The sequence below is a fragment of the Kitasatospora purpeofusca genome (assembly GCF_036010405.1).
Taxonomy (GTDB): Bacteria; Actinomycetota; Actinomycetes; order Streptomycetales; family Streptomycetaceae; genus Kitasatospora; species Kitasatospora purpeofusca.
In genome coordinates this window covers 4,576,140-4,590,741 of sequence record NZ_CP108561.1, presented here as the reverse complement: position 1 = coordinate 4,590,741, position 14,602 = coordinate 4,576,140, and the positions used below count along the sequence as shown (strand labels likewise).

14 protein-coding genes and 1 riboswitch are annotated in these 14,602 nt (G+C 72.6%); of the genes, 9 read left to right on the top strand and 5 right to left on the bottom strand.

Translation table 11 applies throughout. The features are described 5' to 3' along the window. Positions 1 to 167: 167 nt before the first annotated feature. Positions 168 to 1,175, top strand: a complete 1,008-nt coding sequence (locus OG715_RS20285) for a carbohydrate-binding protein (protein WP_266270221.1) — start codon at positions 168 to 170, stop codon at positions 1,173 to 1,175. Between the two features lie 78 nt (positions 1,176 to 1,253). Here OG715_RS20285 and nagA read toward each other — a convergent pair whose 3' ends face one another. Together nagA and OG715_RS20275 are read right to left on the bottom strand one after the other, a co-directional pair. Then, positions 1,254 to 2,426 carry an N-acetylglucosamine-6-phosphate deacetylase gene (nagA, locus tag OG715_RS20280; RefSeq protein ID WP_266270220.1) on the bottom strand — a complete coding sequence of 391 codons (1,173 nt, stop codon included), beginning with the start codon at positions 2,424 to 2,426 and terminating at the stop codon, positions 1,254 to 1,256. Next, the gene (locus OG715_RS20275) at positions 2,423 to 3,367 is read right to left on the bottom strand and encodes an ROK family protein (RefSeq protein ID WP_053647100.1); all 945 of its coding nucleotides are present in this window, start codon (positions 3,365 to 3,367) and stop codon (positions 2,423 to 2,425) included. The genes nagA and OG715_RS20275 overlap by 4 nt, the downstream gene beginning before the upstream one ends. Before the next feature lie 362 nt (positions 3,368 to 3,729). On the opposite strand from OG715_RS20275, the gene OG715_RS20270 reads away from it, so the two are divergent. After that, positions 3,730 to 5,013 (top strand): extracellular solute-binding protein, encoded by a 1,284-nt coding sequence (locus tag OG715_RS20270; RefSeq protein ID WP_266270219.1) that lies wholly within the window; start codon positions 3,730 to 3,732, stop codon positions 5,011 to 5,013. A gap of 69 nt (positions 5,014 to 5,082) precedes the next feature. Here OG715_RS20270 and OG715_RS20265 read toward each other — a convergent pair whose 3' ends face one another. After that, positions 5,083 to 5,433, bottom strand: coding sequence for a cupin domain-containing protein (locus OG715_RS20265; protein WP_045939548.1), 351 nt, complete (start codon positions 5,431 to 5,433; stop codon positions 5,083 to 5,085). A gap of 103 nt (positions 5,434 to 5,536) precedes the next feature. Here OG715_RS20265 and OG715_RS20260 point away from each other — a divergent pair, with 103 nt between their 5' ends. Beyond that, on the top strand, positions 5,537 to 5,857 hold the full coding sequence (locus OG715_RS20260) for a DUF3263 domain-containing protein (protein ID WP_266270218.1): 321 nt from the start codon (positions 5,537 to 5,539) through the stop codon (positions 5,855 to 5,857). Between the two features lie 67 nt (positions 5,858 to 5,924). Continuing rightward, a complete protein-coding gene (otsB, locus tag OG715_RS20255; RefSeq protein ID WP_266270217.1) occupies positions 5,925 to 6,776 on the top strand; it encodes a trehalose-phosphatase in 852 nt (283 codons plus the stop codon). Here otsB and OG715_RS20250 read toward each other — a convergent pair. Both OG715_RS20250 and OG715_RS20245 read right to left on the bottom strand, forming a co-directional pair. After that, complete coding sequence (locus OG715_RS20250; protein ID WP_266270216.1) at positions 6,751 to 8,229, bottom strand: alpha,alpha-trehalose-phosphate synthase (UDP-forming); 1,479 nt, start codon at positions 8,227 to 8,229, stop codon at positions 6,751 to 6,753. The two genes, otsB and OG715_RS20250, sit on opposite strands and share 26 nt — an antisense overlap. A 47-nt stretch (positions 8,230 to 8,276) precedes the next feature. Beyond that, positions 8,277 to 9,287 (bottom strand): glucosyl-3-phosphoglycerate synthase, encoded by a 1,011-nt coding sequence (locus tag OG715_RS20245; RefSeq protein ID WP_266270214.1) that lies wholly within the window; start codon positions 9,285 to 9,287, stop codon positions 8,277 to 8,279. 175 nt (positions 9,288 to 9,462) lie between these two features. Then, a riboswitch (SAM riboswitch) is annotated at positions 9,463 to 9,594 on the top strand. A gap of 18 nt (positions 9,595 to 9,612) precedes the next feature. On the opposite strand from OG715_RS20245, the gene thrC reads away from it, so the two are divergent. From thrC to OG715_RS20220, 5 genes are all read left to right on the top strand, one after another. Then, the gene (thrC, locus tag OG715_RS20240) at positions 9,613 to 10,920 is read left to right on the top strand and encodes a threonine synthase (RefSeq protein WP_266270213.1); all 1,308 of its coding nucleotides are present in this window, start codon (positions 9,613 to 9,615) and stop codon (positions 10,918 to 10,920) included. Positions 10,921 to 10,970: 50 nt separating this feature from the next. After that, positions 10,971 to 11,246 carry a MoaD/ThiS family protein gene (locus OG715_RS20235; RefSeq protein WP_266270212.1) on the top strand — a complete coding sequence of 92 codons (276 nt, stop codon included), beginning with the start codon at positions 10,971 to 10,973 and terminating at the stop codon, positions 11,244 to 11,246. 585 nt (positions 11,247 to 11,831) lie between these two features. Then, positions 11,832 to 12,035, top strand: a complete 204-nt coding sequence (locus tag OG715_RS20230; protein WP_030289665.1) for a cold-shock protein — start codon at positions 11,832 to 11,834, stop codon at positions 12,033 to 12,035. Between the two features lie 406 nt (positions 12,036 to 12,441). Further along, entirely contained in the window at positions 12,442 to 14,064 is a 1,623-nt protein-coding gene (gene groL / locus OG715_RS20225) for a chaperonin GroEL (protein ID WP_266270211.1), read from the top strand. A gap of 153 nt (positions 14,065 to 14,217) precedes the next feature. Then, positions 14,218 to 14,574, top strand: a complete 357-nt coding sequence (locus OG715_RS20220; protein WP_030393674.1) for a hypothetical protein — start codon at positions 14,218 to 14,220, stop codon at positions 14,572 to 14,574. Positions 14,575 to 14,602: the final 28 nt, after the last annotated feature.

Sequence of the window (14,602 nt, the reverse complement as noted above, 5' to 3'; positions counted from 1 at the left end):
GTCGGCCGGCGGGCCGACCCCGGGGTCGGGCGGGCCCAAGCTACCCGTGGGTTGTCAAGGGGTCTTTTCGGGGCGTAGCCGACGACAGGTAGTGTTCCGGGGGTACGAGCGACCACGATCAGCGTCCGACGGCACGGAAGTGCGGCGGCGCGACCGCGATGGGGGAGTTGACCACCGTGACCACCGCCGGCAGCAGCGGGGAGCCCCAGGGCCCGGAGGGCGGCGCCCCTCAGGACGACGATCCGTTCGGCTACCTCTACCGTCCGGCCGACGGCGCCTCCGGGCAGCCGGCCGAGCCGCAGCAGGGTGTGCCCCGCACCTCGTACAGCCGCCCGATGGAGGTCGGCCGCGCCCAGTACGGCCAGCCGCCCAGGGCGCAGCAGCCCCACCAGCAGCAGCCCGGCTACCCGCAGCAGGGCTACCCGCAGGCCCAGCCGCCGCAGCAGCCGTACCCGGCGCAGGGCGACTTCGGTGCGGCCCCCACCCAGCAGACCCGCTACGCCGAGCACTCCCGCCCGCAGCCGGGCGAGGAGCGTCCGAGCGGCGGCGGCCGGGGCAAGGGCGCCGTGATCGGCGCGGTGGCCGTGGTCGCGGCGATCGCGATCGGTGCCGCGGTGGCCCTCACCGGCGGTGACCCGGACACCGGCAAGGACAAGGACACCAAGGGCGGTGCCTCGGCCAGTGCCTCGGCGGGCCCGGGCAGTGGCACCGGCAGCGCGAACCCGACCGGCTCCGCGTCGGCCACGCCGGCGGCGACCGCCTCCGGCACCGGCGGTCTGGGCCCGGTGGACGCGAGCCAGCTGCAGGCGCAGAACGCGCCGGCCGGCAACACCGTCAAGGGTGCCAAGTCGGCGGACGGCAGCTATCTGACGCTCAACCCCGGCGGGACGATCACCTGGACCGGTGACCTGGCGGCGGCCGGCACCTACAAGTTCACCGTGCACTACAGCAACGCCGCCGCCGACGTGCGGGCGGCGGCGACGGTCAACGGCAAGGACTGGCCGGGCGGACTGGGCTTCAAGAACTACTCCCCCGGCAAGGACCCGGCCTCGTCCTGGTTCAACACCTACATAACGCCGCCGATGGTGGCGGGCCCGAACACCGTGGTGATCTCGGTGCCGGCGGGCAGCGGCACGATCCTGGTCGACCAGGTGATGCTGGAAGCCGCTTCCTGAGGCCTTCCTGAGCCATGACGAACGGCCGTCCGCCCCCTGCGAGGGGGAGCGGACGGCCGTTCGTCGTGCCGGGAGGGGTCAGGCGGTGGTGATCGGGGCGAAGCGGTCGCCGCCGGTGATCCACTCGCCGCGGCGCATGACGGCGACCAGGTCGTAGCCGGTGGAGTCGACGACGACGAGGTCGGCGAGCTTGCCGGTCTCCAGGGTGCCGACCCGGTCGGCGAGGCCGAGCAGTCGGGCGGGGACGGTGGAGAGCGACTCCACGGCCTGGTTCAGGCCGAGGCCGTTGACCGTCACCGAGCGCTTGAACGCGACGTCCAGGGTGAGCGTCGAGCCGGCGATCGCGCCGCCCTCGACCAGTCGGGCCACGCCGTCCTTGACCTCGACCTGGAGCGGGCCGAGGGGGTAGAGGCCGTCGCCCATGCCGGCGGCGCCCATGGCGTCGGTGATGAGGGCGACCCGGGAGGCGCCGGCGGTGCCGTAGGCGAGGTCGAGCACGGAGGGGTGGAGGTGGACGCCGTCGTTGATGAGTTCGACGGTGACCCGCTCGTCCTCCAGCAGGGCCACGATCGGGCCGGGGGCGCGGTGGGCGATGCCGGGCATGGCGTTGAAGAGGTGGGTGGCGACGGTGGCGCCGGCGCCGATCGCCTCCAGGGTGCGGCCGTAGTCGGAGTCGGTGTGGCCGACGGCGGCGATGACGCCGAGGTCGGCGAGCATCCGGACCGAGTCGAGGCCGCCGGGAAGTTCGGGGGCGAGGGTGACCATTCTCGCGTGGCCGCGGGCGGCGTCGACGAGCTTGCGGACCAGGGCGGGGTCGGGGTCGCGCAGCAGGTCGGGGCGGTGGGCGCCGCAGCGGTTGCGGGAGATGAAGGGGCCCTCGAAGTGGACGCCGGCGACGACGCCGTCCTCGGCGAGTTCGGACAGGACGGCGGCCTGGCGGGCGAGGTCGTCGATCTCGCCGGTGACGGTGGAGGCGACGGTGGTGGTGGTGCCGTGCTCGAGGTGGGTGCGGGCGGCGCGCAGGGCCTCCTCGGCGATGCCGGAGGCGTAGGAGGCGCCGCCGCCGCCGTGCACGTGCAGGTCGACGAAGCCGGGCACGACGGTGTACCCGGTCAGGTCGAGGTCGCCGGGGGTGGCGGTACCGCCGAGGCCGGCGATCCGCTCGCCCTCGACGGCGAGACGGTCGCCCTCGACCACGCCGCCGGGCAGGACCAGCCGGGCGCCGGACAGTGCGAGTCGGTCCGCGGTCACGCGGTCACCTCCATGGAGAGCAGATCCCAGGCGAGCAGGCCGGCGCCCAGCGACGCGGCGGTGTCTTTGAGCATGGCGGGTACGACCTCGGGGGGCATCTGGAACGTCAGGCGCTCCGTGACCGCCGCCCGCAGGGGGGTGAAGAGGGTGTCCCCGGCCTCGGCCAGGCCGCCGCCGACGATCACCCGGGACGGGTCGAGCAGGCTCTGGGCGAGCACGATGCCGTCGGCCAGGGCGTCGACCGCGCGCTGCCAGACCGCGACCGCGCGCGGGTCCCCGGCGTCCACCGCGACGGCGCAGGATGCCGCGTCGGCGTCGGGGTCGCCCACGGCCTCGGCCCAGGCGCGGGAGACGGCGGAGGCGGAGGCGAGGGTCTCCAGGCAGCCCCGGGCGCCGCAGCCGCAGGCGGGGCCGCCGGGGCGGACCACCACGTGGCCGATCTCGCCGCCGTAGCCGTGGGCGCCGGCCTCGATCCGGCCGTCGATGCCGATGGCGCCGGCGATGCCGGTGCCGAGGGCGACGAAGAGGAAGCGGTCGACACCCCGGCCGGCCCCGAGTCGGCCCTCGGCGAGACCGCCGGAGCGCACGTCGTGGCCGAGGGCGACCGGCATCGCGCCGCCCGGGCCGGCCAGGCGCCCGCCCAGCAGGGTGCGCAGGGGCAGGTCGCGCCAGCCGAGGTTGGCGGAGAAGACCGCGATCCCCCGCTGTTCGTCGATCGTCCCCGGGACGGCGACACCCGCCGCCAGGGGCGCGACGCCGAAGCGGGCGCGGCCCTCGTCCGCCAGATCGGCGGCGAAGTCGAGGATGGCGGCGACCACGGCGTCCGTGCCGTGTTCCCGCCCGGTCGGGCGTCGTGCTTCGAACAGCACGGAGCCGTCCTGGGCGAGCAACGCGGCTTTCATGCCGGTGCCGCCAACATCGAGTGCGATCACGTGCTTCACGGGGGACAGTTTCCCTCGGTCCGGTCTAAGAGGTCTAGTCCAGTTGTCGCATTGGTCTGGTCCAAAGGGGTGAGCTTTGTCGCAGAAGTGTGCGGTGTGCGGCACTTTGAGCGGGTCGCCGGGTGGGCCGCGGGGGCGGTGCGGAAGGGCAGGACAGGGCGTCCGGGAGGTCGGATTCGCGGATTTTGTTGCGCGGTGTGCAACAAATCCCGCACTTCGATAACTACCCGGCCGTCGGGGGCCGGAGGTCTGGACCACCGCATGCCCGGTTTGGCACCCTTGCGGCCTCCCCCCGGCCGGATCTCCCCCCGATCCGGTCCGTTCCCCCCTCAAGCAGGATCCCCCCGAAGGCGGTACCCGCGTTGGACAGGCGCGCCCAGGTCCCCACCCGGTTGTTCGGCGTCACGATGGCCGGCGCCCTGGCCGGAGCCCTCGTGCTCACCGGCTGCGGTGGCCAGGACAACGGTCCGGTCACTCTCCGGCTGGTGGCGGCCGACTACGGCGAGAGCGCGGACACCAGCTCCAAGCTGTACTGGGACGACGTCGCCGCCCGCTTCGAGGCCGCCAACCCCGGCATCAAGGTCGATGTCGAGGTGGCGAGCTGGACCGACATCGGCAAGCGGGTCGACGAGCTGGTCAGGACCGGCAAGTCCCCCGACCTGCTGCAGACCGGCGGTTTCGCCGACCAGGCCGCCGCGGACCGGCTGTACAACGCCTCGGACGTGCTCTCGCTGGAGACCCAGGCCAACATCATGGAGTCGTTCTCGCACGCCGGGCAGGTGCTCGGCACGCAGTACGGCATCCCGTTCGTCTCCTCCTCCCGGGTGCTCTTCTACAACAAGGCGATCTTCCAGAAGGCGGGCATCGCCCAGCCGCCGACCACCTGGAACGAGCTCAAGGCGGCGGCCGAGAAGATCAAGGCCAAGGTCCCGGGCGTCACCCCGTACGGGCTGCCGCTGGGGCCCGAGGAGGCGCCGGCCGAGTCGATGCTCTGGACGCTGAGCGGCGGCGGCAGCCTCTCCGACGACGTCGGCAACTACACCATCGACAGCGACAAGAACCAGGCCACCTTCAACTGGCTGCGGACCAATCTGGTCGCCACCGGTCTGACCTACCCCGAGCCGGGGAAGATGAACCGCACCCCGGTCTACAGCGACTTCGCGGCCGGCAAGGTGGCGATGCTCAACGGTCACCCCACGCTGCTGCGGATGGCCACCAACGGCAAGATCGACTTCGGTACGACAGCGATCCCCAAGAAGGACGGCCTGGCGAAGACCGGCAGCCTCGGGGTGGCCGACTGGATGATGGCGTTCAAGGCCAACGGCCACAAGAACGAGATCCGCCGCTTCCTCTCCTTCGCCTACGCGAAGGAGAACCAGCTCAAGTTCGACGAGACCTACAACCTGCTGCCGGTCACCCAGGACGCGTTCGACGCGATGACCTCGGACCCGAAGCACGCGGACCTCAAGCAGTTCGCGGCCGGGCTCGGCAACGCGAGCTTCTACCCCTTCGGCGACCCGGCCTGGGCCGAGGTCTCCAACCGGATCAAGACCGGCATCGGGGCGGCGGCGACCGCCGAGCCCAAGCCGGTGCTGGAGGACCTCCAGCAGGCGGCGGTGAAGGAGGCGGCCCGGATCCGCAAGTGATCCGGGCCCCGGCGGCGGTCGGCGGGTGAACGCGGTCGGCGGGTGATCGCGGTCAGTAGGTGATCGCGGTCAGTAGGTGATCGCGTAGACCTTGCGGAGCGTCTCCAGGACGGTCCAGGTGGTGCGGTCGCCCTCCTGGAACACCCCGGCGACACCCGGGCCGAGCTCCAGCACCGGGCCGCCGTCGACCACGACGGTGGCCCGGCCGCTCAGCACCACGAAGACCTCCGCCGCCTCGGTGTCGGTGACCACGCCCGGGGTGATCTGCCAGATGCCCGACTCGCCGGAGGCGGACTCGGAGAGCACCAGGCCGGACACCTCGGGGGTGCCGGAGACGATCTGCGCCGGGTCGAGCGGGTCGGGTTCGAGCTCGGCGGTCGGCACGTGCAGGGCGAAGGCGGCGGTCGGGATGCTGGTCATGGGGGCGACGCTAGTCGGCGGACCGGGGCGGCGCAGCGGGCAGGGTGTGTCGGGTCCGCGGGGGAGAATGACACTCCGTAGTGATGGGCGGAGGTGGGCCCGGATGGGCGCGGACGAGGAAACGGCACGGCCGGAACCCGAGCGGACGGGACCGGAGCAGCCTGACGGCCCGGAGCCGCAGGACAGGCCGGCCGGGCCGGTCGGGCTGGACGCCAGGGACCGGGCCGTGCTGGCGCTGGAGGCCAGGAGCTGGCGGACGGCCGGCGCCAAGGAGCGGGCCGTCCGGGAGGAGCTGGGGCTCTCCAGCACCCGGTACTACCAGCTGTTGAACGGGCTGCTGGACCGGCCGGAGGCGCTGGCGCACGCCCCGGTGCTGGTCAACCGGCTGCGCCGGGTCCGCGACGCCCGCCGGGCGGCCCGCTAGCGGAGGTCCGCCGGCGTCGGCCCGGCCCGACCGGTTGCCCCCGCCCGGGCTGGGTACGGTCCCGGGCATGGGCCTTTCCGACATGACGCGACCGCTGACGGACGCCGGGCGCGCGGGGCTGGCGGCGCTGCTCGCCGCACCCCGTGACGCCGTGATCGCCCTCGACTTCGACGGGACGCTCGCCCCGATCGTCCCGGACCCGGACCGGGCGAGGGCGGACCCCGGCGTGGCGCCCGCGTTGCGCGCGCTGGCCCCGCGGGTCGGCGCGGTCGCGGTGGTGACCGGCCGGCCGGCCGCCCTGGCGGTCGAGTACGGCGGGCTGGCCGGCATCGACGGGGTGGTGGTGCTCGGCCACTACGGCGCCGAGCGCTGGGAGGACGGCCGGCTGACCGCGCCCCCGCCGCACCCGGGCGTGGCCGAGGTGCGGGCGGAGCTGGCGGAGCGGCTGGCGGCGCTCGGCGCGCCCGAGGGCACCTGGGTGGAGGACAAGGGCCGCTCGGTGGCCGTGCACACCCGGCGGACGGCCGAGCCGGCGGCCGCGTTCGAGCTGCTGCGGGCGCCGATGGAGCAGCTGGCGGCCGAGCACGGGCTGGTGGTGGAGCCGGGCCGGCTGGTGCTGGAGCTGCGGCCGCCGGGGGTGGACAAGGGGGCGGCGCTGACCGGGCTGCTGCGCGAGCGCGGGGCCCGTTCGGTGCTCTACGCGGGCGACGACCTGGGGGACGTGCCGGCCTTCGCCGCGGTGGAGGGGCTGCGCCCGGAGGGTCTGGCCGGGCTGCTGGTGTGCAGCGGCGCGGTGGGGGACGCGCCGGTGCGCGAACTCGCCGACCGGGCGGACCTGGTGGTCCCGGGCCCGGCCGGCGTGGTGGAACTGCTGGTCGCGCTGGGGGAGGAGCTCAGCCGCCCGGCCGCAGGGCGTTGAGCTGGTCCAGGAACCACTGCTGCGGCGGCAGTGCCGTCGCCGCGGCGGCCAGCCGCTTGGTGCGGTCGGCCCGTTCGTCGGCCGGCATGGTGAGCCCGGCGTGCAGCGCCTCGGCGGTGGCAACGATGTCGTAGGGGTTGACGCTCAGCGCGTCCTGGCCGAGCTCGGCGTGCGCGCCGGCCTCCCGGGAGAGCACGAGCGCGCACCCCTGGTCGGAGACCACCGGGACCTCCTTGGCGACGAGGTTCATGCCGTCCCGGATCGGGTTGACCAGGGCCACGTCGGCCAGCCGGTAGGCGGCCAGCGAGCGCGGGAAGTCGTCGTCGACGTGGAGGACCAGCGGCCGCCAGTCGGGGGTGCCGAACTCCGCCTCGATCTCGGCTGCGAGCGCCCGCACCTGGTCGGTGTAGGCCCGGTACTCGGCGAGGTCGGTGCGGGACGGGTAGGCGAAGGCGATGTGGACCACCCGGTCGTGCCACTCCGGGCGGGTGCGCAGCAGGTGCCGGTAGGCCAGGAAGCCGCGGACGATGTTCTTGCTCAGCTCGGTGCGGTCGACCCGGACGACGGTGCGGCGGTCGCCGACGGTCGCGCGCAGGGTGGCGAGCCGCTCGTCGACGTCCGGCCGGTGGGCCCGCTCGCGCAGGAAGTCGGCGTCGGCGCCGAGGCCGTGGACGCCGAGGGCGGTGGTGCGGCCGCCGTGCGTCACGGTGAGCGCCTCGCGGTCGACGTCCGCGCCGAGGTAGCGCTCGCAGCAGTCGGCGAAGGCGAGCGCCCAGCGGCGGGTCAGGAAGCCCGCCCGGTCGGCGCCGAGGATGCCGGTGAGGACGGCCTCGGCGATGTCGTCGGGCAGCAGCCGCAGGTACTCGGGCGGCGCCCAGGGGGTGTGCGAGAAGTGGCCGATCCGCAGGTCGGGGCGGGCGGCGCGGAGCAGCTCCGGGACCAGCGAGAGGTGGTAGTCCTGCACCAGGACGGCGGCCCCGGGGGCGGCCTCGGCGGCGAGGGCCTCGGCGAAGGCCGTGTTGTACGCGGTGTAGGCCGCCCACTCGGTGCGGAAGCCGGCGTCGAAGACCGGGGCGGTCGGGGTGTTCCAGAGCAGGTGGTGGACGAACCAGAGGGTCGAGTTGGCGATGCCGTTGTAGGCGCGGGCGAAGGTCTCCGGGTCGATGCCGAGCATCCGGACGGCCTGGCCGCCGACGTCGTGGCCGGCCCGGTCGAGCCGGCCGTCCGGGGCCTCGCGGGCGGCCCGGCGGTCGGCGTCGGAGAGGGCGGCGCAGACCCAGACGGCGTCCGGGTCGTCGATCGCGGACAGCCCGGAGACCAGTCCGCCGCCGCCTCTGCGGAGGGTCAGTGTGCCGTCGTCCGCGGTGCCGAAGGACACCGGCCCCCGGTTGGACGCCACCAGCACGGGGGCGGCGCCGGTCGGATTCGAACGCTCGGTCGTGAGATCACCCATGGTTGGTTCGTTGCCGGGGGTCCGGGGCGGCAAACCCGCGGGACGGGTCATCGGTGTCGGGTGGCGTACTCGGGCACGGTGTGCATCGGCGGCCGCTCGGTCGCGGTGACCGGGTGGGTGTGGGCGGCGAAGGCGCGGGTCAGCGGGTCGCGGGTGAACTGGGTGAGCAGCGGGCGGACCAGGTCGGCGGAGGCCTTCAGCCGGTGGGTGCGGTCCAGTCGCTCCAGCGCGGTGCGGTAGATGGTGGCCGCCATCCGGCCGAGTGCCTGGGCGTCCTGGTGCCGGTGGTGGCGGATGCCGACGTCCACCTGGGCGAGCGCGTCCAGTCCGGCCGTCTCCAGGGCGTCGACGAGCAGGCCGAGCTCGACGCCGTAGCCGGTGGGGAAGGGCAGCCGTTCGAGCAGTGAGCGGCGGGCCGCGTACTCGCCGCCGAGCGGTTGGACGAAACCGGCGAGTTCCGGCCAGTGCAGATTGAGCAGCGGACGGGCGACCAGTTCGGTGACCCGGCCGCCGCCGGCCGGCACCACCGCGCCGTCGGTCTCCAGCGGCCGGTCGTACATCGCCTTGACCAGCTGGAGGTCCGGATCGGTGAGCAGCGGGCCGATGATGCCGGAGACCAGGGCCGGGTCGAACTCGCGCAGGTCGGCGTCCACGAAGCAGACGATCTCGCCGCGGGTGACCAGCAGCGAACGCCACAGCACCTCGCCCTTGCCGGGGGCGGCGGGCAGTCGGGGCAGGATGGCGTCCCGGTGGACGACGGTGGCCCCGGCCCCGGCGGCGACCTCGGCGGTGGCGTCGACGGAGCCGGAGTCGACCACGACCAGCTCGTCCACCAGCGGTAGTCGTTCCATCAGCTCCCGCCGGATGACCCGGACGATCTCGCCGACGGTGGCCTCCTCGTCCAGGGCGGGCAGGACGACGCTGACGGTGCCCGCCGGACCGAGGGCGCGCTTGGCGGCCGGGAGGGTGTGAACCGGTCGGTCGGCCGCGGTCCACGAGCGCCGGCGCAGCCAGGACGCGGTCTCGGGGAGGAGCGCGGAGGTCGGTTCGGCGGGCACGGTGCTCTCCTCGACGGATGGGGGTCCCCGGCCGAGGGCCGGGGGAGGTTGGGACGGGTCATCTCGCGTGGCGGACGGTCGGGTTCGGGGCCGACGCCTTCGGATACAGTCTTCGTACAGCGATCGGACCTTCGCACGCCGGGGTCACCGCTGAGCAGAACCCACAACTTCACAGAGCTCATCCAGAGGGACTGAGGGAACGGCCCGTTGAAGTCCCGGCAACCTTCTCGCACGGCTGGCTTCACGCCCCGGCGGGACAGGTGCCAATTCCGTCCCGGGCGCGACCGCGTCACGGGGAAGATGAGGAGAGAGGCCTCCGCCCATCATGGCTATCGACACCGCCGCACCCTCCCCCAACCTTCGGCCGGGGGGACCCCCATCCGTCGACCTCGGCCCCGCCACCGCGCTGTCCTGTCGCGAGTGCGGCACCCGGTTCCCGCTCGGTCCCAGCTTCGCCTGTCTCGAGTGTTTCGGTCCGCTGGAGATCTCCTACGACTTCGGCAGCGAGGGCGCCGAGGAGCTGCGCAAGCGGATCGAGGCCGGTCCGGCGTCGATCTGGCGCTACGTGCCGCTGCTGCCCGTCCCGGCCGACGTGGCGACCAAGCCGAACCTCAACCCGGGGTGGACCCCGCTGGTGAAGGCGGACAACCTGGGCCGCGAGCTCGGCTTCACCGGGCAGCTGCACATCAAGGACGACTCCGGGAACCCGACCCACTCCTTCAAGGACCGCGTGGTGGCCTGCGCCATCGAGGCGGCCCGCGTGTTCGGCTACACCACGCTGTCCTGCTCGTCGACCGGCAACCTGGCCGGCGCGGTCGGTGCGGCGGCGGCCCGGGCGGGCTTCCGGTCCTGCGTGTTCATCCCGCACGACCTGGAGCAGGGCAAGGTCGTGATGGCCGGGGTGTACGGCGGCGAGCTGGTCGGCATCGAGGGCAACTACGACGATGTGAACCGCTTCTGCTCCGAGCTGATCGGTGACCCGGCCGGCGAGGGCTGGGGCTTCGTCAACGTCAATCTGCGGCCGTACTACGGCGAGGGCTCCAAGACGCTCGCCTACGAGATCTGCGAGCAGCTCGGCTGGCGGCTGCCGGAGCAGATCGTGATCCCGGTCGCCTCGGGCTCCCAGCTCACCAAGATCGACAAGGGTCTGCAGGAGCTGATCAAGCTGGGCCTGGTCGAGGACCGGCCGTACCGGATCTTCGGCGCCCAGGCGGAGGGCTGCTCGCCGGTCTCGGCGGCCTACAAGGCCGGCCACGACGTGATCCGGCCGGTCAAGCCGGACACCATCGCCAAGTCGCTGGCGATCGGCAACCCGGCCGACGGCCCGTACGTGCTGGACATCGCCCGGCGCACCGGCGGCGCGGTGGAGGACGTCACGGACGAGGAGGTCGTGGCGGCGATCCGGCTGCTGGCCCGGACCGAGGGCATCTTCGCGGAGACCGCGGGCGGCGTGACCGTCGGCGTGCTCAGGAAGCTGGTCGAGACCGGCCAGCTGGACCCGTCGAAGGAGACCGTCGCCATCAACACCGGTGACGGGCTGAAGACCCTCGACGCCGTCTCCGAGGCCGGTATGACCGCCGTCATCCGGCCGACCCTGGACGCCTTCCGGGGTGCCGGCCTGGCCTCCGCCTGATCCCGACGCGATCCGAACGACACGCCCCAGCCCGTAACGAGGAGACCCCCATGAGCGCCAACGTCCGCATCCCGACCATCCTGCGCACCTACACCGGCGGTGTCAGCGAGGTGCCCGCCGAGGGCGCCACGCTGGGCGAGGTGATCACCGACCTGGAGCGCAACCACGCCGGGATCGCCGCGCGGATCCTCGACGACACCGGCAAGCTGCGCCGTTTCGTCAATGTCTATGTGAACGACGACGACGTGCGGTTCGCCGAGGGCCTGGAGACGGAGATCAAGGACGGCGCGAGCATTTCGATCATCCCGGCGGTCGCCGGCGGGTGATCCGCGGGCGGTTCGTTCCCCCCGGGGCGGGCGCGTCGTCGACGGCCGTCCGCGGCACGGAATTCCGTGCCGCGGACGGCCGCGCGCATTTTGGCGGGAATATCTTCGGTCCCGGGCGGAGTAAAGTGTCGCTGGACCGGGAACAGGGCGCGCCCGTCACCCTGGTCCGGGAACGAATCCACCGCACCGCCACCGCCGCCGGCTCCCCTCCGGCGAGAGTCGGGACGGACCCGGGACCTGGATACATGTCAGGCCGGTGTCAGAATTCTGGCGGGGATTTCTGGTAATACGTCCGCTATGTCCGGCGGAGAATGCAGGACTTTCTCCCGATTGGGCCCGTCCTGTCCTGCGCTGCCGCGGGTGAATTCCCCGCCATTGACCCTGTTGCAGAGGGCGTCGATCCGGATACATTCAGCCGCGGTCGACGCAATCGCCCGTTCGCCGGATGCCGTTCGGCGTCATCGGGAGGATTGTGGCGTGCGCGGCTGTGCCCAGGGGGGGTTCCCCGGGCCGGCCTCCAACCAGACCCGGGCCCGCAGACCTGCGGGCGCGTGAAGGGCCAGCACAGCACTAGGGGAGTTCGGAATGGCTCAGGGCACCGTCAAGTGGTTCAACGCGGAGAAGGGTTACGGCTTCATCGCGGTCGACGGTGGTGCGGACGTCTTCGTCCACTACAGCGCGATCCAGATGGACGGCTACCGCACCCTTGAGGAGGGCCAGCGGGTCGAGTTCGAGATCTCTCAGGGGCAGAAGGGTCCGCAGGCGGACATGGTCCGCGCGGCGGTCTGACCTTTCCGACACCCGGGAGCTCTGCTCGGCCCATCGGCTGGCGCACCTCTTGATTCTCACTGCGGGCCCGTGCGACCTCGGTCGTACGGGCCCGCAGTCATGTCCGCCGCCGCGCCCGGGACGCTGCGGTCGGGGCCGGGTCGGGGCCGGTCGGAGGCGGTCGGGGGCGGCCCCGGAGGGGTGCGCGGGGCGGGCGGCGCGGCTCGCGGATTGCCCGATTGGGCTTGCACTCACCTACCCGGAGTGCTAATCATTGGCGTTAGCACTCACAGCTTGAGAGTGACAGCGGACCGGGTCGGTGAGGCCCCAGGGAGCGGTAGGGGAATGGACCCCCGCACACCAGGGCCGTCCGTCGCGGGCACCCCTTGGTCCGAGCAGTCGACCGTGTCCCGGAGGACCACTTCTGATGGCCAAGATCATCGCCTTTGATGAGGAAGCTCGCCGCGGCCTTGAGCGCGGCATGAACCAGCTTGCCGACGCAGTGAAGGTCACGCTCGGCCCCAAGGGCCGCAACGTCGTTCTGGAGAAGAAGTGGGGCGCCCCCACGATCACCAACGACGGTGTCTCCATCGCCAAGGAGATCGAGCTCGAGGACCCGTACGAGAAGATCGGCGCGGAGCTCGTCAAGGAGGTCGCCAAGAAGACCGACGACGTCGCGGGTGACGGCACCACCACCGCCACCGTGCTGGCCCAGGCGCTCGTCCGCGAGGGTCTGCGCAACGTCGCCGCCGGCGCCAACCCGATGGCCCTGAAGCGCGGTATCGAGAAGGCCGTCGTCGCCGTCTCCGACCAGCTCCTGGCCCAGGCCAAGGATGTGGAGACCAAGGAGCAGATCGCCTCCACCGCCTCCATCTCGGCCGCCGACACCCAGATCGGCGAGCTCATCGCCGAGGCCATGGACAAGGTCGGCAAGGAAGGCGTCATCACCGTCGAGGAGAGCAACACCTTCGGTCTGGAGCTCGAGCTCACCGAGGGCATGCGCTTCGACAAGGGCTACATCTCGGCCTACTTCGCCACCGACCTGGAGCGTATGGAGACCTCGTTCGAGGACCCCTACATCCTGATCGCCAACTCCAAGATCGGCTCGGTCAAGGACCTGCTGCCGCTGCTGGAGAAGGTCATGCAGAGCGGCAAGCCGCTCGTCATCATCGCCGAGGACGTCGAGGGCGAGGCCCTGTCGACCCTGGTCGTGAACAAGATCCGCGGCACCTTCAAGTCCGTCGCCGTCAAGGCCCCGGGCTTCGGCGACCGCCGCAAGGCCATGCTCCAGGACATCGCCATCCTCACCGGCGGCACCGTGATCTCCGAGGAGGTCGGCCTGAAGCTGGAGAGCGCCGGCGTCGACCTGCTGGGCAGCGCCCGCAAGGTGGTCATCACCAAGGACGAGACCACCATCGTCGACGGTGGCGGCGACAGCGAGCAGGTCGCGGGCCGGGTCAACCAGATCCGTGCCGAGATCGAGAACAGCGACTCGGACTACGACCGCGAGAAGCTCCAGGAGCGCCTCGCGAAGCTGGCCGGCGGCGTGGCCGTCATCAAGGCCGGCGCGGCCACCGAGGTGGAGCTCAAGGAGCGCAAGCACCGCATCGAGGACGCCGTCCGCAACGCCAAGGCCGCTGTCGAGGAGGGCATCGTCGCCGGTGGTGGCGTCGCGCTGCTGCAGGCCTCGGTCGCCTTCGACAAGCTGGAGCTGGAGGGCGACGAGGCCACCGGTGCCAACATCGTCAAGGTCGCGCTGGAGGCCCCGATCAAGCAGATCGCGACCAACGCCGGCCTCGAGGGCGGTGTCGTGGTGGAGAAGGTTCGCAACCTCCCCGCCGGTCACGGTCTGAACGCCGCCACCAACGAGTACGTCGACCTGGTCGCCGCGGGCATCATCGACCCGGCCAAGGTCACCCGCTCCGCGCTGCAGAACGCCGCCTCCATCGCGGCGCTGTTCCTCACCACCGAGGCCGTCATCGCCGACAAGCCGGAGAAGGCCTCCGCGGCCGCCGGCGGCGGCATGCCGGGCGGTGACATGGACTTCTGATCCTGATCGTTCCGATCGGATCAGCAGGTCTTTCGTCCGCGAGGGCGGTTCCCCGACGGGGAGCCGCCCTCGCGGCGTTCCCGGGAACGGTCCCCGGGGCGGGGGGTTCTGGTGGGTTCCCGGGTTTCCGGGCGTTCTTGGGAGACTGGACGGATGGCTACGACAGACGACATCGAGACGGCGCTGCACACCGCGCGGGCGCTGATCCTGGCCGACCTGACCGCGCGGGACGCCGCCGACCCCGCCGTGGTGTCCCTGGTGGAGCAGGCCGTGACGCACCGCCGCTGGTGGCTGGAGCAGTGGCCGGACGGCACCGAGTACGTGCTGGGCCTGGTCGCCCAGGACGTCCAGGACGCGCTGCTGGAGAGCCACGGCCGCTGGCCGCTGTGCGCGGACTGCGCGGCCGACGGCGACCCGCACGCGCTGGGCGTGGAGCCGGAGCTGGGGCCGGAGCCGCACTGGGTGTGCGGCAAGCGCGGCGCCGTCGTGGCCGCCGTGGGCGAGTTGTAGCCGGCCCTCCTCCCTCCGTACCGCCGTC

What these genes read in the sequence shown, in the direction of transcription:
- OG715_RS20235 (WP_266270212.1), top strand. Translation starts at nt 10,971, where the DNA reads ATGAGCGCCAACGTCCGCATCCCGACCATCCTGCGCACCTACACCGGC.
- OG715_RS20265 (WP_045939548.1), bottom strand. Translation starts at nt 5,433, where the DNA reads ATGACCAGCATCCCGACCGCCGCCTTCGCCCTGCACGTGCCGACCGCC.
- otsB (WP_266270217.1), top strand. Translation starts at nt 5,925, where the DNA reads ATGGGCCTTTCCGACATGACGCGACCGCTGACGGACGCCGGGCGCGCG.
- groL (WP_266270211.1), top strand. Translation starts at nt 12,442, where the DNA reads ATGGCCAAGATCATCGCCTTTGATGAGGAAGCTCGCCGCGGCCTTGAG.
- OG715_RS20220 (WP_030393674.1), top strand. Translation starts at nt 14,218, where the DNA reads ATGGCTACGACAGACGACATCGAGACGGCGCTGCACACCGCGCGGGCG.
- OG715_RS20250 (WP_266270216.1), bottom strand. Translation starts at nt 8,229, where the DNA reads ATGGGTGATCTCACGACCGAGCGTTCGAATCCGACCGGCGCCGCCCCC.
- thrC (WP_266270213.1), top strand. Translation starts at nt 9,613, where the DNA reads ATGGCTATCGACACCGCCGCACCCTCCCCCAACCTTCGGCCGGGGGGA.
- OG715_RS20230 (WP_030289665.1), top strand. Translation starts at nt 11,832, where the DNA reads ATGGCTCAGGGCACCGTCAAGTGGTTCAACGCGGAGAAGGGTTACGGC.
- OG715_RS20260 (WP_266270218.1), top strand. Translation starts at nt 5,537, where the DNA reads ATGGGCGCGGACGAGGAAACGGCACGGCCGGAACCCGAGCGGACGGGA.